General features: G+C 63.7%; 16 protein-coding genes. 6 read left to right on the top strand and 10 right to left on the bottom strand.

What is annotated here, in order from left to right; translation table 11 throughout:
* The first annotated feature begins 89 nt into the window (after positions 1-89).
* Positions 90-1268, top strand: a complete 1179-nt coding sequence (locus ACP7AR_RS10575) for a glutamate--cysteine ligase (RefSeq protein WP_426185465.1) — start codon at positions 90-92, stop codon at positions 1266-1268.
* A 28-nt stretch (positions 1269-1296) separates the two neighbouring features.
* Here the strand turns inward: ACP7AR_RS10575 and ACP7AR_RS10570 are convergent, their stop codons facing one another.
* The gene (locus ACP7AR_RS10570; protein ID WP_426185463.1) at positions 1297-2082 is read right to left on the bottom strand and encodes a DNA/RNA non-specific endonuclease; all 786 of its coding nucleotides are present in this window, start codon (positions 2080-2082) and stop codon (positions 1297-1299) included.
* 86 nt (positions 2083-2168) lie between these two features.
* Here ACP7AR_RS10570 and ACP7AR_RS10565 point away from each other — a divergent pair, with 86 nt between their 5' ends.
* Entirely contained in the window at positions 2169-3245 is a 1077-nt protein-coding gene (locus ACP7AR_RS10565) for a hypothetical protein (protein ID WP_426185461.1), read from the top strand.
* Between the two features lie 7 nt (positions 3246-3252).
* Here the strand turns inward: ACP7AR_RS10565 and ACP7AR_RS10560 are convergent, their stop codons facing one another.
* Positions 3253-3810, bottom strand: a complete 558-nt coding sequence (locus tag ACP7AR_RS10560; RefSeq protein ID WP_426185458.1) for an AAA family ATPase — start codon at positions 3808-3810, stop codon at positions 3253-3255.
* A gap of 116 nt (positions 3811-3926) precedes the next feature.
* Here ACP7AR_RS10560 and ACP7AR_RS10555 point away from each other — a divergent pair, with 116 nt between their 5' ends.
* Positions 3927-4748, top strand: a complete 822-nt coding sequence (locus ACP7AR_RS10555; protein WP_426185456.1) for an aminoglycoside phosphotransferase family protein — start codon at positions 3927-3929, stop codon at positions 4746-4748.
* A 33-nt stretch (positions 4749-4781) separates the two neighbouring features.
* Here ACP7AR_RS10555 and ACP7AR_RS10550 read toward each other — a convergent pair whose 3' ends face one another.
* Positions 4782-5594 (bottom strand): MBL fold metallo-hydrolase, encoded by an 813-nt coding sequence (locus ACP7AR_RS10550; protein WP_426185454.1) that lies wholly within the window; start codon positions 5592-5594, stop codon positions 4782-4784.
* A gap of 51 nt (positions 5595-5645) precedes the next feature.
* On the opposite strand from ACP7AR_RS10550, the gene ACP7AR_RS10545 reads away from it, so the two are divergent.
* Complete coding sequence (locus ACP7AR_RS10545) at positions 5646-6839, top strand: hypothetical protein (protein WP_426185452.1); 1194 nt, start codon at positions 5646-5648, stop codon at positions 6837-6839.
* Here ACP7AR_RS10545 and ACP7AR_RS10540 read toward each other — a convergent pair.
* Positions 6820-7164 carry a hypothetical protein gene (locus tag ACP7AR_RS10540; RefSeq protein ID WP_426185450.1) on the bottom strand — a complete coding sequence of 115 codons (345 nt, stop codon included), beginning with the start codon at positions 7162-7164 and terminating at the stop codon, positions 6820-6822. The genes ACP7AR_RS10545 and ACP7AR_RS10540 overlap by 20 nt on opposite strands.
* 323 nt (positions 7165-7487) lie before the next feature.
* Here ACP7AR_RS10540 and ACP7AR_RS10535 point away from each other — a divergent pair, with 323 nt between their 5' ends.
* Positions 7488-7817, top strand: coding sequence for a hypothetical protein (locus ACP7AR_RS10535; protein WP_426185448.1), 330 nt, complete (start codon positions 7488-7490; stop codon positions 7815-7817).
* A 104-nt stretch (positions 7818-7921) separates the two neighbouring features.
* On the opposite strand, the gene ACP7AR_RS10530 is transcribed toward ACP7AR_RS10535, so the two are convergent.
* The 3 genes from ACP7AR_RS10530 to ACP7AR_RS10520 all read right to left on the bottom strand — a co-directional run bounded on the left by ACP7AR_RS10530 (position 7922) and on the right by ACP7AR_RS10520 (position 9415).
* Entirely contained in the window at positions 7922-8410 is a 489-nt protein-coding gene (locus tag ACP7AR_RS10530) for a hypothetical protein (protein ID WP_426185446.1), read from the bottom strand.
* Positions 8411-8565: 155 nt separating this feature from the next.
* Positions 8566-9126: a DUF5067 domain-containing protein gene (locus ACP7AR_RS10525; RefSeq protein WP_426185444.1), complete on the bottom strand. Its 561-nt coding sequence runs from the start codon at positions 9124-9126 to the stop codon at positions 8566-8568.
* A 139-nt stretch (positions 9127-9265) separates the two neighbouring features.
* Positions 9266-9415: a hypothetical protein gene (locus ACP7AR_RS10520; RefSeq protein WP_426185442.1), complete on the bottom strand. Its 150-nt coding sequence runs from the start codon at positions 9413-9415 to the stop codon at positions 9266-9268.
* Positions 9416-9588: 173 nt separating this feature from the next.
* Between ACP7AR_RS10520 and ACP7AR_RS10515 the strand changes: the two genes are divergently transcribed.
* Positions 9589-9801 carry a hypothetical protein gene (locus tag ACP7AR_RS10515; RefSeq protein WP_426185440.1) on the top strand — a complete coding sequence of 71 codons (213 nt, stop codon included), beginning with the start codon at positions 9589-9591 and terminating at the stop codon, positions 9799-9801.
* 489 nt (positions 9802-10290) lie between these two features.
* Here ACP7AR_RS10515 and ACP7AR_RS10510 read toward each other — a convergent pair whose 3' ends face one another.
* The 3 genes from ACP7AR_RS10510 to ACP7AR_RS10500 all read right to left on the bottom strand — a co-directional run bounded on the left by ACP7AR_RS10510 (position 10291) and on the right by ACP7AR_RS10500 (position 14674).
* Entirely contained in the window at positions 10291-10455 is a 165-nt protein-coding gene (locus ACP7AR_RS10510) for a hypothetical protein (RefSeq protein WP_426185438.1), read from the bottom strand.
* Positions 10456-11117: 662 nt separating this feature from the next.
* Complete coding sequence (locus ACP7AR_RS10505; RefSeq protein WP_426185436.1) at positions 11118-13709, bottom strand: S8 family peptidase; 2592 nt, start codon at positions 13707-13709, stop codon at positions 11118-11120.
* Positions 13710-13762: 53 nt separating this feature from the next.
* Positions 13763-14674 (bottom strand): AAA family ATPase, encoded by a 912-nt coding sequence (locus ACP7AR_RS10500; RefSeq protein ID WP_426185434.1) that lies wholly within the window; start codon positions 14672-14674, stop codon positions 13763-13765.
* Between the last annotated feature and the right edge of the window lie 2 nt (positions 14675-14676).

Here is a 14676-nt window from a genome sequence, read left to right as displayed (position 1 = left end):
CTTCGGCGCGCGCGGGCAACCTCATGCGGCGGGCTTGCGCTCTGCGCGCAATCGTCTGCGTGTCGGAGTCCGGCTGACAGACTGGGCGCATGCGTACTGTCGGTGTGGAAGAAGAACTGCTGCTCGTCGATGCCGAGACCGGGCGACCACGATCGGTCGCCGCGCGCACGCTGGAGTATGCGGCCGAGGCCGCCGTGCCGGCCGAGTCGGGTGGCGGTGGCGGCGGCGTGCCAGGCGACTCCGCCGAAACAGCGCAGGCGACCGCTACCGCTGGAGTACCTGGTGGTTCGCTCGAGCACGAGCTCCAGCAGCAGCAGATCGAGACCGACACGATTCCGCACACCGACATGGTCGCGCTCGGTGACGGTGTGCGTGCGTGGCGCGACCATGCGATCACCGCGGCGCGACGCGCAGGTGCTCGGGTGATCGCTTCCGGAACCTCGCCGCTCCCGGTCGGGGCGGCGATCGTCGGCAAACCTCGATACCTGAAGATGGTCGAACACTTCGGTCTGACGACCACCGAGCAGCTCACGGGAGCCTGCCACGTGCACGTCTCCGTGGAGTCGGACGACGAGGGCGTCGGAGTGCTCGACCGCATCCGAGGATGGCTCCCCGCGCTGCTCGCGCTGAGTGCGAACTCGCCGTTCTGGCAGGGGGAGGACACGAAGTACGCCAGTTTCCGTTCGCAGGCGATGGTGCGCTGGCCCACTGCCGGCCCGACCGAGGCATTCGGCACTGCCGAGGGCTATCACGCACTCATCGCCTCGATGATCGCATCCGGTGCCATCCTCGACGAAGGCATGGTCTACTTCGACGCCCGACTGTCGCACCACTATCCGACCGTGGAGATCCGCGTCGCGGATGTCTGTCCGGATGCTGCGGACACCGTGCTGGTCGCGGCCCTGTGCCGCGGCCTGGTCGACACGGCGGCCGCTGCGTGGCGCGCGGGGGAGGAGCCGCTGCCGCTCTCGGTTTCGATGCTGAGACTCATGAGCTGGCAGGCCGGACGGTTCGGCATCGAGGGCGAGCTCATCGATCCGCGAACGCTCAAGCCGCGTGCGGCACGCGAGGTCGTCGCCGATCTCGTCGATCACGTGCGCGCCGCTCTGCGGGAGAACGGTGACGAGGCGCTCGTCGACGCTCAGGTCGAGCAGGTCTTCGCACGAGGCAACGGCGCGATGCGCCAGCGGGCCGTGCTCGAGAAGACCGGTCAACTGAGCGATGTCGTCGCCGACCTCGCCACGGCCACGGCTGGGCTCGACGGCTGAACGCTCGCGAGCGCGTCGCAGTATCGGCTCACAGAATCACGTCGTGGGCTGCGGCCAACGCGCGCCAGGTTTCTGGACGCGCGGACTGCGCCTTCAGGACATCGGCATCCAGCAATGCACCGAAGTCGATGTCGGTCATCTCTGCGATGTCTGAAACGGGTGCCTGGAAAGTGCGGAACGCCCCCAGCGGCGGCGCAGCGAGCAGTCCTTCGGAGGTGTCGACGAGATCGGACTGGTCGAGGATGAAGCCCGTCGCGGCGAGCCCGTTCGGGCCCTGCCACGCGGCGACCTTCCAGAAGCGCAGAGGAATCCGGATACCCCGGTAGGGCGGATCGTCGTCGACGAGCACAGGTGCGGTGAAGACGGACACACGCTGGTCGGTCGTCTCGGCGTAAGCGAGCACGTGGTCCTCGAGGCCGAGCCAGAGTTCTTTGGACTGATTGAAACCGGCCGCCTGAGGTGCGGCATTCGGGTAGAAGAATGTCGCTTCGGTGGCATCGCGCGCCTCGTCCGGTTCCCCCCAGCCGGGATCGCGGCGGCGCACCAGGTGGCCACGATCGAGATCGTTTCGGGCATAGACGTCTGGACCGGTCTGCTCTTCTGCAGGGATTCTCGGGTCGAGGCGCCAATCGCCGGTGCGCGACACCTCGAGCAGGCGTTCGCCGTCGATGTTGACGCCGGTGACGGCTGCGAGTCGGCGCTGCGGATCGAGCAGTACGGAGAACCGTGGATAGGCGAGTTCTCGTACGTCGAGCGCAGGCTGGGGCATCGGAAGCGGCGTGGCCAGGAATCCGGCGTCGTACCCGTCAGTCATGTCACCCATCGTGCCGGATCACGGAGCGCACTGCGAACAAGGGCGGCGGACCTCGGGGGAGGCAGTGACTGACTAGGCTTCGACGAATGGACCTCTTGCGGCTGGCGGGTGCACCCGGCGTCGGCAAATCCGCGACGGCGTGGGCGATCGCGCAGCAGCTGGCGCGGGAGGGCGTTCGGTGCGGATACGTCGATATCGACCAGCTGGGCATGTGCTATCCGCCGCCGGATGATGACCCGGATCGATGGGGCCTCAAGGAGCGCGCACTCGCCGGGGTGGCTGAGGAGTTCCGGCGCGCCGGCGTCGACCGACTGGTCGTGTCGGGTGTCGCATGGCCCGATGATCCTCCGCCTCAGATCGGGGGAATCTCCGTGCAGTCGATATGGCTGGACGCGTCTGAGATCACTCGCCGCGATCGGCTCGGGCAGCGGGGGACCACCGGGGGGCAGCTCGAGCAGTACCTCGCCGCAGGGACGGCGGAGGCGGCTCGGGTGGAGTCATCCTGGGAGCGGATCAGCACCGACGAATGGTCGCTCGACGAGACCGTCGAAGAGGTGCTCTCAACGTGGCACCCGGTCGCCGCGGAGTCGATCACAGCTGTTCGCCCGTTGGCGTCGGTGACAGCGGCCGCGCACCGCGTGCTCTGGCTCACCGGTCCACGTCTGGCCGGAGCATCTCGGATCGGCTGGGAGATCGCGAGCGAGGAATGGGGTGCGGGGCACCGCCTCGGGTTCGCAGACCTCGCGCAGCTTTCGTTCGTGTGGAACAACGACGGCAGGGCTGTCGGTCTGGCCAACCTCGTGCGCGTGCACGATGCCTTCCTCGGCGTCGGTGCCGACGTGTTCGTCGTGGCCGCTCCTCTCGAGATCAGCCCATCAGCCGTGCGTGCGTCGCTGCCGAGCGCTGAGGTGTTTTTCGTTCGCCTCGTGGCGTCCGACGCTGATGTGCGCGCGCACGCCACGAGCCGGCGGAGAGGCGACGGTCCGGCGCTCGCCGGCGACGACATCACCGGTGCGTCGGATGCTGCGATCGACGAGGTCATGCGTGACTTCCGCACACAGTCGGCCCTTCCGATCCGAGAACATGAGCAGATGGTCGATACTCGAGGGCTCTCGCTGGCAGATGCCGCGACCGCCGTGCGGAGCTTCCTTCCTGCCGAATAGATCGCGGTCAGCGCGCGAGCAGAGCGATCTCGTCGTACGGCGTCGATGAGGTGATGATCTTGGGCGGATCGGGAAGCTCTGACCACGCAGCCAGTTGGTTCTCGATGCGCTGCAGTTCACTCAGCCCACCAGCTTCGGCAAGCAGCTTCAGGATGTGCTGGTCGATGGAACCGGACGCAGTGCGCCCACCCCGCTCTTCGACCCGATGCCAGCATTCACCGACGTCTTCGTGAAGCATCGTGCGCCGCACCCGACCTCCACTTGCTACCACCGCCGCCTCGAACTCGGCCGCCTCGTCTGGAATGAAGAAGAGCTGCGGAAAAATCACGTTCCCGCCTGATGCGATGTGCTCCCTGAGCATCGCCAGCGCCAACGGTTGCACTTCCGCGCCGGCTTGTAGAAAGTCCGTCGAAGCGGTGCCGAGGAGTCCCCGCAGCACGTCGACGTCAAGATTCAGCCACCCTCTTCTGGACGCCACGAACTCCCGGGCATATGTCGACTTCCCGGAGCCGGGCAGACCATTCACGAAGACGCAGCATCCAGGCTCGGACATCGGTCGGGGCATGGGTCGACCGTAGCAGCGGCTCGCCAGGAGATTCGCGGCAGTCTTCAGGCTTCACGATCGCGCGACCGGCCGCCTAGAGGCGGCGGTGTTCTCGCGGTCCTCCTACACTGTGAGGCGTGCAGACCCAGACCCACGACCTCAGCTTCACCGATACGGAGGTTCGCAAGAGGTTTCTGAGTTGGGCTGATGGCGAGGCCGACCGCGAGTGGGGATGCCTCAATCTGATCTGGGAGCACGCGCCGGGGATCGCGCCACGACCGCTGAGGCGAGAGACCGTGGGCGGCCACCCCGTGGTGATCATGGAGCGGTTACCGGGAGATCCCCTCGGCGGTAGGCCACTCACCGCTGCGCAAACGAAATCACTGGGACAGGCGTTGCGCCGCCTGTACGGCATCCCTGTCGAGCGCATCACGGCGGCGGGGATCAACGAACGTCGCTACGGCCCGTCGACGCTTCCTCACGCACTCGCCGGATGGTTGAGCGAACAACATGACTTCTCGCACTGCCAGGACCCGACGAAGGTGGCTGATGGAGTCGAAGCTGCACGTGAATGGCTCGCTCGGTCCGATGCCCTCCCAATCCCTCGACTCGTCGGACTCGGGATCGCGGATCTGAACCCGGCGAACATCGTGTGGGACGGTCAGGCCTGTCGCCTGGTCGACTTCGAGGACGGCGGGCTCACCGACCCGGCGTACGATCTGGCCGATCATCTCGAGCACATCGCCGGTCGTACAGCAGGCGTGTTCAATCCCGAGGCCCTCTCCTCAGCCGTCGGCCTATCCGAAGACGAGCGAGAGCGGATGCGCGCCTACCGACCGCTCTGGGCGGCCTTCTGGCTGGTGATGCTGCTGCCAGGCAACGCTGGATTCCGCCGTAATCCGCGCGGCACAACCGAGGCTCAGGCCGGCCACGTGATGGGGCTGCTCAACGCCATCTGAAGAACCGGCCGATTCGTCATACGAGATTGATGGTCAGCGCTTCCCGAATTTCTCGCGCTGCCCGTCATGAATGGATGCGACCCACTCCCAGCCCGGCTGCGCGCCGGATCCGATCCGCGGGTCCTCCGACGGATCCCCGTCTCGCAGAGCGTGCACGTACGTGCGGTCGAGGTCGATCCGTCGACGCATCTCGGCCTGGTCTCCTGACGAGCCATGTCCGGCGATGAAGACGTCGACATCATCGATCATGCTCTCCAGCTGCTGCAAACCGACGAGGTACTCCCGGAGGGGATCGTTCGTGCCGTCCGGCTCGTCGAACATCGGCACCAGGACGTCAGAAAGCATGTCGCCCGCCATCAGCACTCGGCGATCCGTGACCAGCAGTGCTGCGTGGCCTGGCGCGTGAGCGGGATGCTCGATGACCCGAGTCTCCGGACCGTCCCATGGCAGCCGCGTCGCATCTTCCGGCAAGCCCGAGAGGAGACCGAAGAGATCGACCGGAACGTCGTCGACGATTTCAGGTGGAAGACCCTCGACGAACTCGGACTTCCAGTCCGGCCGTGAGCGCAGCTCCACCAGTCGCGCGGCACAGCGTGCAGTGCCATAGCGCGGTGCGTCGCCGAGTGCCGGATGCCAGAGCGCGTGATCCCAGTCCGGGTGCGTCGCGAACCCGGCGACGACCGACAGGCCGCGCTCGTGGAGATCTCTCGCCAGGCAAGACATCTCGTCGTCGGTGATCCCTGCGTCGACGACGAGCACTCCCGCTTCGCCTTCCACCACAGCGACATTGTTGGCGAGCAGTTCACTTTGATGGACGTGAACACCGTCGGCCACCGTGGTCAGCATGACGTTCCTCCTTGAGCGCATTCGGTGAGGGAACACTACGCCAGTCGGGACGTGGCCGAGGCAGTACGGCAAGCTGGCTTCACTATGACTATCGCCGACGAGCTGCTACTCGGACCACGGGGTCGTCGCCTATGCCTCGCGTATGTCGCCAATACTGACGAGGAAACAAGGTCGGCGGTGTTCTGGCTCGCGCACGAGCTCGATCCCAATCCGGGGACGCTGTTCCGCTTCGGTGGGAGCGAGAGCGACGTTGTCGAGGACCCTGCGTTCACCGAAGCTGAAGTCGCTGAGCTCATCCGGCACGCTGATCTGCCTTCGATCTCGGAAGAAGCTGTCCGAGAAGCTATGTGTGAAACGGTGGACCGCGCTCGGTACTGGCAGGAGCCCGATGGCGAGGATGCGGTCGCCGCGCTGCCCGCTGTACGAGAATCCCTGCTCGTCGTCGCCGACCACCTGATCGGCGGGATGCCAGCCCTGACTGCGCCTTTCACGACGGCGCAGTGGGCGATCGATTGGCGCGTGGCCTCCGATAGCGCGCCGATCGAACCGTCTCCGGCTGCAGCTCTTGCGAAGTGGACCAGCGCGCAGCGAGAGGACGAGAAAAGGTCCGCCCGGGAACGCCCATCAGACCCACACGCGAACTGGTCAGGAACATGGTGGTCGGTGCCGCAGCAGCTCCTCACGACCCGAGCGGAAGTGATGGACGCACTCCAACTCGTCGAGGACTCTCTCGGCTGGGAGGTTGCCACCGTCATACCGGTACACGGAGCGGGCCGAGTTCTCGAGATCGTTTCGGCCGATGGATGGGCGGCCCTGTGTCGTGAGTACCCCATGGAGGTGACCGCGTCTCGTCGCCACGATTGGTTCCGTGTCACGGGCCACGACCGCAGGTGGCTCATCCCTGACTGGGAACGGGTCGCGCAGCGATGGGATGCCGTCCACCTCACGACGCTGGGATACCTTTCCGCGGCGACGAGGCTGATCGATATCGACGGTGAGTACGCGACGGTCATCGCCGGGTGGGGTCCGGACTCCACGATCTGGCTCACTGACGCCGCATGCGGAACGAGCCGCGTCTGCAGTGGAAGCAACTCGACGGTGAGAACCTGTGGATGCTGGACGCGAACGGCAGTTCTCGAAGCTGAGGATCGTCGATTGCGTCCGCCGGCCAGAAACGATGCGTTTCGAGACACGAGGGCTATGAGGCAGCCACGCTACTCAAGGGCTACTGGTCGACAGGGGTGACCATGTCGCCGTGGATCGCCGGATCGTAGTAAACCACGCCTTCAGGCAGGAAAGGGCCGGGTTCGCCGAAAAATGCAACGTAGTCGTTCGGGCATCCCTCAGTGCCAAAGCATTCGAAGCCGTCCGGGTAGATGAACCAGGGCATCCCTGTGCCGAGAGCCCACGCAGGTAGCTCGGTCAGGTAAGCCGGGGTCGGTGTGGCGGTCGCGGTGGGCGTTGATGTCTGCTCTGCCGATTGCTGGGGTGCCGTGGCGGTGCATCCGGCGAGAGCTGCGGCAAGGACGAGGGCGGCAACTGTCGCGGCGAGCTTGGCAGTGCGAGGCATGCGTGGGGCTCCTTCAGTGATGTGGCTCGTCGTCCGCTGACGCATCGTCATCGTAGCGAACCCGCGGACAGGGTCTCCTTTTGCTCCGGTGGCGCGCACTGATTCGGTGTGCCCACTGGCGACTACACTGGCGCCATGAATCGAGCAGTAGCGGGGATTGTTGCAGCCACCATCGTGGTGACAGTCTCGCTCACTGGTTGCACCGCGGACCTGCCCGCACTCGACGAGTCTCAACCACCCAGAGATAATGCGTCGAGCACGGTTGAAACGAGCAGCCCTGCGCCGAGCGGAATATCAACGGCTGCGCCAACGGCAGAGCCAACGTGCGTCCGTCTAGCCCGGATCGACTGGCGGGGGAACGAATCGGCGAAGCCGATGAAGAACAAGTCGCCACCGGCGAACCCTTCGACGATGGAGGGCGCGAAGGGGCGGCTGGGACCGCTCACCTGGATGCTGATGGCCGCGTCGTCGGATACACGGTTGCGGTGGGCGACATGCCGAGCGTCATCGAGGATCGGTTCTGCATCGATGGTCTCTCGGTTCTGCACTTCAACGGATATTGGGTGACAGGAGACGGCAAGGACATTGCGCCGAACGACTACCTGTACCTGGCTCCGGACCCGGCGATCACCTACGCTGGGCCCGATCTGTAAGCCCCGCACGCGGCGGGTCAGGGTAAATGCGGAGACTCAACCGCGGGCTCCGTGCCGCGTCGCTCGGCGACACACGGGTGTGCGTTATACGTCGTCGCTGCCGGTTACTCCTGGCCGAGTCGGACCGTCGTGGTCACGCCTTGCACGGTCACGTCGTAGCTGAGCTCGCCACCCTCGTAGGTGAATGTCTTCGTCTCGTCGCTCGAGGCGAGCAGCGCGGACTTGGTCTTCGTGGTGTCGTTGACCGAGTCGAATGAGAACGACTCTCCCTCAGCGGGGACCTCGACCGATCCCGCCCAGTACAACGCCTCGGTGTCGCCGGCGTCTGCGACCCAGAACACCTCGATAGCGTCGGCGGTGATCGTGGCCTTCTGCCAGCGCTCCGGATCGTCGGAGTTCGTCTGCTTCCAGTCGCCCTCGAGGCTCACCGGCTCCGGTGCTTCTTCGACCTCTTCGACCTGCTCGGTCTCAGTCGACTTGTCACTGCCCGACGATGAGCCGGACGATTCAGGGGAAGAGCAGCCCACGGCGCTGATGCCGAGGAGTGCGAGAAGCGCGACGGTCGCGCCGATCTTGGGTGCTGTGATCTTCAAAGGGGTGCCTCTCAAAGCAAGGGATATCTCATCGCTGAACGTAGCAGTCCGCACAGACGCGATCGGACACGTCCCGCCTGGCCGACTGGGTGGGCAAGAGACGCAGTAGAGCCGCCCAAGTCGTAACCCGGGCGGCTCTCGTCATGCAAGCGTCGCTACTTCAGCTCGAAGGTCATCGTTCCGATCTCGGTCATGCCGAGATCATCAGAGGCGACCAGCTTCACCGGTGTCGTCGTGTCGGTGAGCTCGTAAGCCACGGCGTTGGCGACTGTGCCGCCCTGCTTGATCTTCTCCATCTGCGTGTCTAGGAACGAGTCATCCGGGAGTGAGCCGACGTTGAGTTCGTTCTCGACGTTGGGGTCGTTGTCCTGATACGCGGTGAAGCTGAAAAGCCATTCGCTGGGCGTCACGTCCTCTCCCGCAACGTTCGTGACCTCATACCAGAAGGCGATGACGGGTACGTCGCTGTACTCGTTGCCCACCTCGCCGGCCGCGATCGTCTTCACATCGGTGATCTTGATCGTCACCTCAGGTGTGGTCAAGACGCTGTCCTCGAAGATCGACTCAGGCGCTGTCTCTTCTGGGGCGTCTACGATCACGCTGTCGACTGTCTCGGGTGGCGAACTCTCAGGCGCCGGGCTACTGCAGCCAACGAGCGCCAGAGCCGCGATGCTGACCGACGCGACGGCGAGAGAGATCCTATTGGTGCTGTGCATGGTGTTGTCCTCTGTGATTACGCCGCGCCTCGGCGGCCTACTGATGCTATCGGCGCGTCTGGACGCTCCCGACGTGCGTGACTATCGGCAGATGGCGGCATTGCGCCAACGGGAACGGGTGCACATATTGCGGTGCGTCTCAAAGCTCTTGACGAAGCTGAGCAGCTTCTTCTTCCGTGAGTTCGATTTCGCGGCCGTTATCTCCGACCCATACGTAGTCCCATTGTCCGGACTTGGGCGCCCGCTTGATGATCGAATACGTAGCGCCGTCAAGGACCTTCACCTTCATAGATCCAAAGTAAGGACGGAACCAGGCTTCCGCATCCGCCGGACGGAGGAGATCCCTCCAAATCGATTGGGAGCTCAGCAGATCCAGAGTGAGCCTGCGTGACCGACCTCCACGAACAACCACGGCCCGAGCGCGCTCGTTGACCGCCGTCGCTCCCCAGCTAATGTGAGCACATGGACAACGGGTCGATCCTCTTCGTTCTCCTCGGTGGACCGTTCGTCATCATCGCAGTAGTCGGTGGGGCGATAGCTCTGCTCTTCGCCGTTGCCCTTGCCATAAACCTCCTGACCGGCGCCGCAGTGCGAGGAGCGATCGAGTTGATCCGCTCCCGTCGTGACAAGAGCACCCCTCAAGAAACCGAACCTGTCGCGGGTGATCACCAGTGATGCATTGTTCTGATCAGGGAACGATCGGTCGGCAACCGAACGCTCTTGCACGGACCGACTCGTTCATTGGCTCGCCTGCCGTATGAGGATGGCTTCGGAGTAAATGGTCCGGACATGCCAGTGGAACAGCTCGACATCAGAATGATCGGGCGCCTGTCGCAAACTCTGTGAGTAGAGAGTGACAACGACCCCATAGCCGAGGTCGACGGTGACCGGAGCACCACGCTGGAGGAGGCTCAGGAGCACTACGAGGACTTCCACCGGGGCGATGTCCTCACCGATCGTGCGATCGGCATGGTCGAGCGAATCCTCGACGGCGGATTGCCGACGGAAGCTCCCTCACCTGGGCCGATCGATCTATGACGCCGCGGCGACGCTGACTGCGGAGGCGTGGAATTGGTCTCGGCGCCGAACGGAGGGGCCGCACCGGCCGTTACTGAGCGACGATGAGTGCTGCCCGGGTCATTCCGGGGGACTCTCGTCCTGCCTCTAGTCTCCGTCGTCGCCCAAGGTGCCGTCGTCAGCTGCCGACTCACCCTGACCCGGGTGGACGACTGAAGCGGTGGTGTCGCCGGCACGCAGTTGTGCTGAGTCGAGGGCGCGGTTGGTCGCAGCCTCCGTCTCGGGATCGACTCTCGGTTCGTTTGTGGCCATGCGGACCACCGCCTTCCGGTGCTCAGGTTGTCCAGAGCGTACTGCGGTGTCCGGCCCCGCGCCTAGAGCGAACCCACGTCAAACCAGCACTTCGAGCAGAACGACGTATTCAGTCGTACTCGTGCGCTCGAAGAGTTGAGTTCATGCTCAGCCCCGTCTCACTTCAAGGGGCTGGGTTTGTACCACGGATAATCACACTCATCAGAACTATCGGCGCATACCCCCCCGTTTTCCGGGTTGAGAGCGAAGTGGCCGAGCTGGCCCGCGATCGAGGCGCTGACTCGCTCACTGTCCCCGAACGCCGGGTGGGTGGACTGCCTTGGGGGGAAACTCGCCGTCGTCGATGGGTGAGTCGGCGTGCGTCGCCGGCTACCGATGTTCTTCGGGCTGGACAGCTCCGGGAGTCCCGCGAACGAACCTGCAACAAATAAAACCCGTGTGTAGAAGCCAAACGAGGGTGTCAGTGGCTCCGACGGGCGTCGATCCCGTGAACTCACGATTTTCAGTTGGATGCGGAGGGGGAGTAGGCGCTCGTTGATCGTCGTTTGCCGCGTGATTCCGGGGAAGTTGTCATGGTTGGTCGCTGCCGGTTGACGGTGGTTTCAGCGGAGCTACCGGCACAGCACCGGCATTGAGTGCCTCGCGATGGGAGGATGCGCCCGTTATGTTCGAACCCGCGCCCGCGCACCCTGGACCGTTGCGCGAGACTGAAGTGCTGTCGAGATCTCTTGGTAAACGCGGATGTCGCTTGAATCATCGACTTCGAAAGTAAGGGCCAAAGCGAAAGGCACGGCCCCGGATACGCCACCGGCCGCTCCCATGCAATTCACTCGAACATGCAGGGCGGCATCCCTACCGATCGTGACCGCACGGTCGCCGGAAAAAATTTCATGCTGAAGCGATCCCCTTCGGGTAGCGCGCCACTCGCCTTCCATTCCCGATACACCGAACTCGCTGCCATTCGAGATGTCGAACCACACTCGAGCTTGCCGGTATGACTTCTGTCGAGGATTTACTGGGGTAAACCAGGCAAGTGTCGCAATCACGCGACGAACATCTCGTCGGCCGTTCAGAGACAAGGGAACCGGCATGTAAACGTCTCGCGAACCATCCGCGATGACCGCCCCAGTAGCAACTACAGTGATCTTCCGAGCCCCGCACAGCGCAACCTCGTCCGGCCTCAGAAATCCGAACCCGAAGAGACGCGATGCATCACGTCTCAACGCACCTCGGTCGGACGGCGTCATGGCTTCCTCGATCATTGACTCCGCGCTCTGCCACGACGCTGCATTTGCGACGAGCGCTTTGGTTGCGATTCCGAGGTAGCGCGGCGGCACGAGCGGGCTCCCGCTATCGCCTGCAAGCAGCTCGACCACCTGCGCGGCTTCGTGACCTACGAACGCTGCTGCCGCAGACGTTCCGCGCAAGTGTCCCTCCGCGGCAGTTTCTCCAGAAAGACCAGGCGTCGCTGAGAGAAGCCCGGGCGAAGCATTGCTGCTTTCGATGACATCGAGCACGATGCGATCGGTTCGATCGAACCGGTGGCGGTAGAGGACTCGACCGCCATCTGCAAACAGATCCGGCTTCATCGCGCGCAGGTACCCGCCACCGATGGCGCTGGCGGGACTTGGAGCTAGTGCGGAGCCGATCACGTCCAGTGCGGTTGCGGGCATCTCCTCGGTGACCGAGTCCGCATGGAGGGCACCAATCGTGAGAGCGTTCAAGGAGTCGGCCGGCGACAGGATTCTTCGCTCGTGAGCATTCTCTAGCAGATGCTTCCGGACCTGGCGTTGCAACTGGTCCTTGTCGTCGAGCACCTCCGTCCCGACCTGAGGGTCAAGTTCGATCGGCTGTGAGTAATTCCCCGCGCTCACGATGAATAGGATGTCGAAACGGCTGGCGAAGACATCTAGGAGCCTGGCCCAAGGGCTGATCTTTGACCCGAAGGGCAGAGCGGTGTGGCCGGCGGTTAGAACAATCACACGAACAGATGCAGCCGACGGAGGGGTATCACTCGTCCCGATGTACATGCGCGTCAAGATGTCATTCATCACGGCGACTGCCAGGCGGTCGGAAGGCATCGATTCTTCGAAATTTGCACCATCGCCGTTCCCCGTGGTGAACAATGGCTGCGTGTAGACCTTCCGGCCGACCGAGTCCTCCCGGCCTCTTTCTAGATCGCCCCAGATAACTAGAGACGCCACCGCGGATCCGTGGACACGGTCTTGTGCCTGCACTTTATTGGAAACCTGGTTGGGATCATCCACGATCAGCCGCGATGCGAGCAATTGGTGGCCAGTCAGCGGCATAGCGTCGAGCACTGCGACGAGCGGTTCTGCGTCCGAGACTGGTGCTGACGCACTCGCACCCTCTTGGTCGAGATTCGTGTCGACGACGTGATCGCTGCCGATCATCTGTGGGCGCACCTGCGACACTCGCGCGTTGTTTACCAAGAAGCCTTGCTCGTCAAGCGTTGCTCGGGCGAGATCCGCGTCGACTCGGATGAGAATCGCGTGGTAGGCGATGCTTTCGATTTGCGCAATGTCAAGAATCTCGCAACCCGCTACACGGAGTTCGGCAATGAAGAGTTCTTCAGCACGATCCCGGGCCGACGCCGTGCGACGAAACCAGAGCTCGACCTCTGCCACGAGGTCGGCGTCCCCCCGCGCTAAAGATTGACCCCACGCCTCCTCGAGCTGCGTTCCAGCGATTCTGTCCGACGGCCCCCACGGCCGCACGTCCTTTAGCAACGCAAACACTTGTTTCCAAGGGGCGAGGCCACGTGCGAACTTCGGGGACGCCTCGGTCTTCCACTGGTCCCATAGACGCTGGATCTGCTGTAAGGCCTTGGCGTTCTGAGCGAGAACGTACATGGTGCGATCAACGAGTTGCCCGGCGCGCGGCGTCGTAACGCCAAACTCAGGATCCTCCTGGTCCTCGACAAGCTCGGCCAAGAACTCCAGTCCAGGAACTAGGGAGACTGCTCGCGCAAACTCAGCAAGTGTCGCGTTGACCTCAAGGACGATCACTAGTTCGGGGTCATGGCCGGCGATATCGTCGTTGATTCTCAGTCGCTCGGTGTCCATCGCGGCAGAAAGCGCAGCAAACCTTGGACTGAGCCGGGAACTTTGTTGTGTGCGAGCAGCAGGCTTCACACTGGCGAAACCTGCGGGCAAGCCATCACGCTTCCCGCCCTCACTCGAAGAGATGGCGAGCAGTGGGTAGCTCTCGCTGGCGCTTGAGTACGTCGGCATCGGGCTCCTAGCGGGGGTGGACAGAACGCGTCATTACGGTGGTTTCTACAGACCTACTGTGAAGCGGCCGTGATGACTTCTCTCCGACGCAGCGACACAACAGACTCTTCGACCGCGGCGTAGCTTTCGCCATCCATGGATCGGGCCAGTTCCTCTACGTCGATTGCTGCTGAAAGCCCAATGCGTTTCGCGAGTTCGCGCGCATACGACGCCCGCTCATCGGCCCCGGGAAGCGGTAGTCGCACAATGGCCTGAAATCGCCTCCACGCGGCCCGATCGAGAAGCTCATCATGGTTGGTGGCAGCCACGAGCACCACATGACTGGGGAGCGCGTCAAGCTGGAGCAAGAGTGTGCTGACGACGCGCTTCACTTCACCAGCATCGTGTTCGTCGCCGCGCTCTTTCGCGAGGGTGTCAAACTCGTCGAGAAACAGTACGCAAGGTTCTTCCGATGCCCAATCGAACATGTCGCGCAGGCGCCCTGAAGTCTCGCCGAGGTAACTACCAATCACGGCCTCGTACTGGACCGTTCGCAACGGCAGGGCGAGCTCGTTCGCGAGCGCTGAAGTCAAGGTGGTTTTGCCGGTCCCCGGGGCGCCAATGAGTAACAGCCTGTGGCGCGGCTCAAGTCCGACCGCGCGCAGTTCTCGCGTGTGGTGGTGTTCAGAGATGATCTCTTCCAGAACCGCCCTTGACTCGTCCCCTAGACGAATGTCTGCCAGTCGCTTTGTAGACAATGTCTTCCGCACTGATGCCTGCGACGCTCGCCTGGATTCGACCCGTGAACCAGTCGTGGGTCGCGGAGCGGGTGCGGCGAGGAGTAGTTCTTCTAGCCGTTCAGCTACATGGCTGTGGCCCTTGCGCAACTCTTCCGCGGCGATGGTCTCGATCGCTCGCCGTGCATCCTCGGTGTCGGATTCGAGCGACGCGGCGGCCAAGGCGAGGATGAGGTCAGATCTCGCCATGG

Origin of the sequence: Microbacterium sp. TWP3-1-2b2, from assembly GCF_049896145.1 — a bacterium.
In the GTDB taxonomy this organism is placed as follows: domain Bacteria; phylum Actinomycetota; class Actinomycetes; order Actinomycetales; family Microbacteriaceae; genus Microbacterium.
Note: the sequence above shows the minus strand (reverse complement) of the source record. Positions and strands in the feature narration are given on the sequence as shown.

What these genes read in the sequence shown, in the direction of transcription:
- ACP7AR_RS10575 (WP_426185465.1), top strand. Translation starts at nt 90, where the DNA reads ATGCGTACTGTCGGTGTGGAAGAAGAACTGCTGCTCGTCGATGCCGAG.
- ACP7AR_RS10570 (WP_426185463.1), bottom strand. Translation starts at nt 2,082, where the DNA reads ATGACTGACGGGTACGACGCCGGATTCCTGGCCACGCCGCTTCCGATG.
- ACP7AR_RS10565 (WP_426185461.1), top strand. Translation starts at nt 2,169, where the DNA reads ATGGACCTCTTGCGGCTGGCGGGTGCACCCGGCGTCGGCAAATCCGCG.
- ACP7AR_RS10560 (WP_426185458.1), bottom strand. Translation starts at nt 3,810, where the DNA reads ATGCCCCGACCGATGTCCGAGCCTGGATGCTGCGTCTTCGTGAATGGT.
- ACP7AR_RS10550 (WP_426185454.1), bottom strand. Translation starts at nt 5,594, where the DNA reads ATGCTGACCACGGTGGCCGACGGTGTTCACGTCCATCAAAGTGAACTG.
- ACP7AR_RS10540 (WP_426185450.1), bottom strand. Translation starts at nt 7,164, where the DNA reads ATGCCTCGCACTGCCAAGCTCGCCGCGACAGTTGCCGCCCTCGTCCTT.
- ACP7AR_RS10525 (WP_426185444.1), bottom strand. Translation starts at nt 9,126, where the DNA reads ATGCACAGCACCAATAGGATCTCTCTCGCCGTCGCGTCGGTCAGCATC.
- ACP7AR_RS10520 (WP_426185442.1), bottom strand. Translation starts at nt 9,415, where the DNA reads ATGAAGGTGAAGGTCCTTGACGGCGCTACGTATTCGATCATCAAGCGG.
- ACP7AR_RS10515 (WP_426185440.1), top strand. Translation starts at nt 9,589, where the DNA reads ATGGACAACGGGTCGATCCTCTTCGTTCTCCTCGGTGGACCGTTCGTC.
- ACP7AR_RS10510 (WP_426185438.1), bottom strand. Translation starts at nt 10,455, where the DNA reads ATGGCCACAAACGAACCGAGAGTCGATCCCGAGACGGAGGCTGCGACC.
- ACP7AR_RS10505 (WP_426185436.1), bottom strand. Translation starts at nt 13,709, where the DNA reads ATGCCGACGTACTCAAGCGCCAGCGAGAGCTACCCACTGCTCGCCATC.
- ACP7AR_RS10500 (WP_426185434.1), bottom strand. Translation starts at nt 14,674, where the DNA reads ATGGCGAGATCTGACCTCATCCTCGCCTTGGCCGCCGCGTCGCTCGAA.